General features: G+C 70.8%; 5 protein-coding genes. 4 read left to right on the top strand and 1 reads right to left on the bottom strand.

Annotated elements, in window-relative coordinates:
- Nucleotides 1–126: 126 nt before the first annotated feature.
- A complete protein-coding gene (locus ACFU7Y_RS39905) occupies nucleotides 127–312 on the bottom strand; it encodes a hypothetical protein (RefSeq protein WP_224282990.1) in 186 nt (61 codons plus the stop codon).
- A gap of 442 nt (nucleotides 313–754) precedes the next feature.
- Here ACFU7Y_RS39905 and ACFU7Y_RS39910 point away from each other — a divergent pair, with 442 nt between their 5' ends.
- The 4 genes from ACFU7Y_RS39910 to ACFU7Y_RS39925 all read left to right on the top strand — a co-directional run bounded on the left by ACFU7Y_RS39910 (nucleotide 755) and on the right by ACFU7Y_RS39925 (nucleotide 4,774).
- Nucleotides 755–1,408 (top strand): response regulator transcription factor, encoded by a 654-nt coding sequence (locus ACFU7Y_RS39910; protein ID WP_030057689.1) that lies wholly within the window; start codon nucleotides 755–757, stop codon nucleotides 1,406–1,408.
- Nucleotides 1,409–1,481: 73 nt separating this feature from the next.
- Nucleotides 1,482–2,783 (top strand): cell wall metabolism sensor histidine kinase WalK, encoded by a 1,302-nt coding sequence (locus ACFU7Y_RS39915; protein ID WP_224282989.1) that lies wholly within the window; start codon nucleotides 1,482–1,484, stop codon nucleotides 2,781–2,783.
- Nucleotides 2,784–3,018: 235 nt separating this feature from the next.
- Complete coding sequence (locus ACFU7Y_RS39920; RefSeq protein ID WP_224282988.1) at nucleotides 3,019–4,002, top strand: acyl-ACP desaturase; 984 nt, start codon at nucleotides 3,019–3,021, stop codon at nucleotides 4,000–4,002.
- A 472-nt stretch (nucleotides 4,003–4,474) separates the two neighbouring features.
- The gene (locus ACFU7Y_RS39925; protein ID WP_030285479.1) at nucleotides 4,475–4,774 is read left to right on the top strand and encodes a DUF4193 domain-containing protein; all 300 of its coding nucleotides are present in this window, start codon (nucleotides 4,475–4,477) and stop codon (nucleotides 4,772–4,774) included.
- Nucleotides 4,775–5,041: the final 267 nt, after the last annotated feature.

A 5,041-nucleotide genomic window follows, 5' to 3' on the forward strand; every position in this document is an offset into this window, starting at 1 on the left:
GGGCGGGACGGCCCCGGACATGCGAAGAGCCCTGACATACGGGGGGTGCCAGGGCCTGGTTTCGCACGGCCCCCGCAGGGCCGCTGGTGCCGGAGGTCCGGCGACGGGTCGGTTGTGCCGGACGGATCAGGCAGCGGTGCGGTGGCGCTCCAGCACCGTGTCGATGCCGTGGTCGGCGGCGAGCCGGCGGAGGTCGTCCAGCTCGGACTGCTCCACCTCGGCGAGGAACTCGTCCCCGGCCTCGATCGCTCGGTGCAGATCCTGCTCCGCGTTGGCTATGCGCTGCAGGATTCCGGCCTTGAAGGCGTCCATACGGGCCCCCTTACTGTGTCGGACGTGCACGGTCGTGCGCTCTCCGCCCCGAGGAGGTCCAGCCGGTGAATGCACCCAGGCCGGAAGGTGGTGAATCTCCGGACAGGTGCGGAGACGGCTTTCGGCCGCTCCCGGTGATGTCCCAGCCCCAGGGCCGGCGCGGATGAACGCACGGCGAGTGGGTGCGACCGGCCGTCAGCCAGATCGCGGGTGTGCAGCTGTCCTCCCCGCCCCGGGAGCCGGGAAACCTCCCGTCGGAAGAAAGTTGCCTGTGTCACAGTCCAAGCGGACTGGTACGGGTGCGAACGGCCATTTCCGCGGACCCGGGTGCCGTGCCCGAGAGGCAGCTTATCGCTGCTTTACCGCCGGACCAGGCAGGATGGAGGCACCGTCGGAGCCGTGCGTCCGCTTCCGGGGCCGGCCTGGAGAAGGGACAACGACCGTGCGGGTTCTCGTCGTCGAGGACGAGCAGCTGCTTGCCGAGGCCGTCGCGACCGGCCTGCGCCGCGAGGCGATGGCCGTCGACGTGGTGTACGACGGGGAGGCCGCGCTCCAGCGCATCGCGGTCAACGACTACGACGTCGTCGTCCTGGACCGCGATCTTCCGCTGGTGCACGGGGACGACGTCTGCCGCAAGGTGGTCGAGCAGGGCCTGGCCACCCGGGTGATCATGCTGACCGCCTCCGGTGACATCAGCGACCGGGTCGAGGGCCTGGAGATCGGCGCGGACGACTACCTTCCGAAGCCGTTCGCCTTCAGCGAACTCGTCGCCCGGGTAAGGGCGCTGGGTCGCCGCGCGACCATCCCGCTGCCCCCGGTGCTGGAGCGCGCCGGCATCTCGCTCGACCCCGGCCGGCGCGAGGTGATCCGCGACGGACGCACCGTCCAGCTCGCCCCCAAGGAGTTCGCCGTCCTGGAGGTGCTGATGCGGGCCGGCGGCGCCGTCGTCTCCGCCGAGCAGCTCCTGGAGAAGGCCTGGGACGAGCACACCGACCCGTTCACCAACGTCGTGCGCGTCACCGTGATGACGCTGCGCCGCAAGCTCGGCGACCCGCCGGTGATCGTCACCGTGCCGGGCTCCGGCTACCGGATCTGACGACCGGAGTCCGCCCACCCGAGGACTCCCTGCCGTGAGCGCCCGCCCCGGCGGACGCCCCGAGAGGATCATCATGACCACCCCGCCCCCGGCCGGCGGGCCCTCCGGCGCGCCCGCCGGCGGCCCGCGTGCCGTACCGCCCAAGCCCCTGCACCCCCCGGGCTCGGCCCGGTCGAACCAGACCTACGTCCCCGGCGACGGGGTGCTCGCCTGGCTGCCCTTCCGCCCCACCATCCGGATGCGGCTCACCCTGCTCTACGGCGGGATGTTCCTGATGGCCGGCGTGGTGCTGCTGCTGGTGATGTACTTCTTCGTCCAGCAGGCCCTCCAGAACGTCGGCCAGCCGCACCTGCTGCTCAACGGGCCGGGCATCTCCGTGCGGACCCCCGACGGCCTGACCCTCACCAACCAGTCCGCGCTCGACCAGTGGCTGAACGACAACAAGACCTACCAGGCCAGCCAGGCGCTCAACACCCTGCTGCGCAAACTGCTCACCGTGCTCGTCTGCCTCGCCGTGATCGCCTTCGCGGCCGGCTACGCGATGGCCGGCCGGGTGCTGCGCCCGCTCGGCCGGATCACCCGCACCGCCCGTGACGTCGCCTCCTCCGACCTGCACCGACGGATCGAGCTGGACGGGCCGGACGACGAGCTCAAGGAGCTCGCCGACACCTTCGACGACATGCTGGACCGGCTGGACCGCTCCTTCGACTCCCAGCGCCGTTTCGTCGCCAACGCCTCGCACGAGCTGCGCACCCCGTTGGCGATCAACCGCACCCTGCTGGAGGTCCAGCTCTCCGACCCGGCGGCCTCACCCGACCTCCAGCAGCTGGGGAAGACCCTGCTGGCCACCAACGAGCGCAGCGAGCAGCTGGTCGAGGGCCTGCTGCTGCTCGCCCGCAGCGAGAACGAGCTGACCGACCGGCGCCCGGTGGAGCTGTCCGAGGTGGCCACCCGGGCGCTGGAGCAGACCCGGGTCGAGGCCGACAAGCGCGAGGTCGAACTGCGCTCGAAGCTCGATCCGGCCATGGTCGCCGGCAACGGCGTGCTGCTGGAGCGGCTCGCGCTCAACCTGCTGCAGAACGCCGTCCGCTACAACACGCCGGGCGGCTGGGTCGAACTGGCCACCACCGCGGTGCCCGGCGGCGGCGAGCTGGTGGTCTCCAACACCGGCCCGGTGGTGCCCGGGTACGAACTGGAACACATCTTCGAGCCGTTCCGGCGGGTCAAGGGCGCCGACCGCACCCGCAGCGACAAGGGGGTCGGGCTCGGCCTGTCCATCGTCCGCTCGGTGGTGCGCGCCCACGGCGGCACCATCGAGGCCACGCCGCGCGCCGGCGGCGGTCTCACCATGAGGGTCCGCATCCCCTCGCCGTGAGGGTCCGACGCCCGCCCCTTCCGTAGGCGACCGTTTCCAGCCGCCCCCGCCAGGCCCGTCAAGACGACATAAGGCCTGGCGGGGGCGGCTTGTCATTTCCGGCCCGGGCAACTTACGGTGTCGTAACCTACGCAACCGTAGGTGAATCCGTCGGCGGCCCGCCGACGGGTCCGAACGACCTGTTCCCGTCCAGCGCGCCCGTCCCAGCGCGTGCCGTCCCCTCAGGAGCAAGACCGTGACCATCGCCCCTGTGCAGAGCAGCTCCTCGCTCGTTCCGAGCGGCTGGACCGACGCGCGGCTGATCCTCGCGCTCGAAGAGGTCGTCGAGAAGGAGCTCAACCGCCACCTGGGCGTGGCCCGGGAGTGGATGCCGCACGAGTTCATCCCGTGGAGCCAGGGCCGCGACTTCGACGGCGTGCTGGGCGGCGAGGCCTGGTCGGTCGAGCAGTCCCGGGTGACCGCGGTGGGCCGGGTGTCGCTGGTGGTGAACCTGCTGACCGAGGACAACCTGCCCAGCTACCACCACGAGATCGCGACCATGTTCGGCCGCGAGGGCGCCTGGGGCACCTGGGTGCACCGCTGGACGGCCGAGGAGGGGCGCCACGGGATAGCGATCCGCGACTACCTGCTCGCCACCCGTGCGGTCGACCCGGTGGAGCTGGAGCGGGCCCGGATGAACCACATGTCGGAGGGCTTCGAGTCCGACAACGCGCACAGCATGCTGCACTCGGTCGCCTACGTGGCCTTCCAGGAGCTCGCCACCCGCATCGCGCACCGCAACACCGGCAAGTACGCCGGCGACCCGCTCTGCGAGCAGCTGCTGGCGAAGATCGCCAATGACGAGAACCTGCACATGGTCTTCTACCGGAACCTGCTGAAGGCCGCCCTGGAGATCGCCCCGGACCAGGCCATGCGGGCCGTCGCCGACGTGGTCACCAACTTCCGGATGCCCGGCCACGGAATCCCCGGCTTCGAGCGCGCCGCCGCGCAGATCGCCCTCGGCGGGGTGTACAACCTGCGCATCCACCACGACGACGTGCTCCAGCCGGTGCTGCGCCACCTCAAGGTGATGGAGATCGGCGACCTCGGGCCGGAGGGCCTGCTGGCGCAGAACGAGCTGGGCGTGTTCCTGGACGGGCTGGACAGCCAGGCCCGGAAGTTCGAGGAGCGCCAGGCCGCGCTGCTGGCGCGCCGCCAGGCCCGGAAGAACGCCGGCTGAGGCGCCGCACCGGGCCGTCGGAGTGGGTGGATTTTCCGTGGTTTGCCCCGGAAGATTCTGAACGTGAGCAAGCTCACACGGTGTCGCTCCGTGATTCCGGGTGACCCCGGAGAGTGATCACCCGATCAGGGGTGCCGATCGCCGTCCGTGACCGGATTTCGACCCGGGATCGGTCCACGGGATCGGTCGGCACCCCTGGTGGACAAGGGAGGCCGCAGGCGCCCACACCTCTCGCGATCACTGTGCGTGGCCGGTTCGCCGGGTCCGAGGAGGGCTGACGATGGCCCAGCGTGAGGCCTTCCGCAGCCCCGGGGATCACCCCGATGGAGCCCGGGCTGAGTGTCGATTGAGTAACAGGGCTTGAAGTAAGGCAAAATCTCCGCCTCGGGTCGGGCACAAGACCGACCCCCCATGCGTTACGTGCGCTGGAGATACCGCACACACCGCACAACCCGGAGGGGGAGAGCGAAAAATGGCAACCGACTACGACACCCCACGCAAGACCGACGACGAGCTCAACGAAGACAGCATCGAGGAGCTCAAGGCTCGGCGGAACGACAAGGGCGGCAGCTCTGTCGACGTCGACGAGTTCGACGCTGCCGAGGGCATGGAGCTCCCCGGCGCAGACCTCTCGAACGAGGAGCTCGCCGTCCGCGTGCTGCCGAAGCAGGCCGACGAGTTCACCTGCATGAGCTGCTTCCTCGTGCACCACCGCAGCCAGCTCTACAGCGAGAAGAACGGCAACCCGATCTGCCGGGACTGCGGCGCCTGAGCACCGCGGCGGACAGGGCCCGAGGCCCGCGGCTGCGCCCGCGGGACCGGCACACCGCTCCTTCCGGCCCCGGGCAGCGGGGCCGGACGGCAGGTCCGGGAACCGTCCGGTCGGACGGGCCCGGCAGGACGGAGCCGGCCGGCGTACCGGTCAGGACAAAGTCGTAGGGACGGTCCCGCAGCAGCGGAACCGTCCCTCTCCGTTTGTCCGGCCTCGCCGATCCGCTTGTCCAGGGCGCCCCAGCGCTTGGCGGCCTCGGCGTGGTCG

Origin of the sequence: Kitasatospora sp. NPDC057542 (genome assembly GCF_042801945.1) — a bacterium.
Lineage (GTDB): Bacteria > Actinomycetota > Actinomycetes > Streptomycetales > Streptomycetaceae > Kitasatospora.